We start from the raw sequence: 910 nt of genomic DNA on the forward strand, positions 1-910 counted from the left end.
GCGTACACGCTCGCCGGGCTCGCCGCGATCCTGGTCGTGGCGTCGGGGCCCGCTCCGCAGACCGTCCTGGACGGCTCGCAGTCGGTGGCGGTCGCGGCGGCGACGATCACCGTGATCGCGTTCCTGGCCAGGCCCGGCGCGAAGCCCGGACTGCGGCACGCGACCGGCTCCGGCATCGTCTCGGGGGTCGCCTCGGCGCTCACCCAGACGGTGACGGTCGCCCTCACCGAGGACGGCGCCCTGCCGCTGTACCAGGTCCTGGGCATCGCCCTGCTGGTGGCCGCGTTCGCGACGGCGGGCCTGCTGCTGTCCCAGACCGCCTACCAGGACGGCCTCGGCGCACCGCTCGCCATGGTCACCCTCGCCAACCCGGTCGCCGCCGCGGCCATCGGCCTCACCCTCCTCGGCGAACGCCTCCAGGGCGGCGCCGCCGGCATCCTCCTCGCCGTCGCGGGCGCCGCCCTCGCCGGGTACGGCGTCGTCCTGCTGTCCCGCGCGACCCCCGAGCCGGCCGTACTCCCCGAGAGCCGCACCGCCGTCGTCCGGGAGTCGTACGGGTACGACGCCGCGCCGGACGACGAGGCGCACCCCGTCGCGGTGGTCCTCGCGCTGTGCCCCGAGTCGGCGTCGCAGGAGCCGGCGCTGCTGCCGAGGCCGACGGCGGGGCCCGGACAGCTGACGGCGCTGTAGGGGCCGCCGGCCGTGCCTCGGGAGTGCCCCTTCGGACCTTCACGGCCGCGGGGGCACTCCTGTACCAAGGGAGGGGAACGTTGCGGCCGAGAGACTGAGGTGGGTTCATCATGCGGGCGAAGAAGGAGCAGCCGCAGGAGTCGGCCGGTGCCCGTCGCGCACCGGACACGTCCCGGCAGGCCGAGCCGGCGGCCCCGGCCGGACCCCTCCCGCCCCGCTC

At 76.6% G+C, this 910-nt stretch carries 1 pseudogene; it reads left to right on the forward strand.

The annotated features are described in order from the left end of the window. Positions 1–690: pseudogene (locus ACVNF4_RS36490) on the forward strand (hypothetical protein); the annotation flags it as partial. Positions 691–910 lie beyond the last annotated feature (220 nt).

Source organism: Streptomyces sp. S6 (assembly GCF_054880855.1).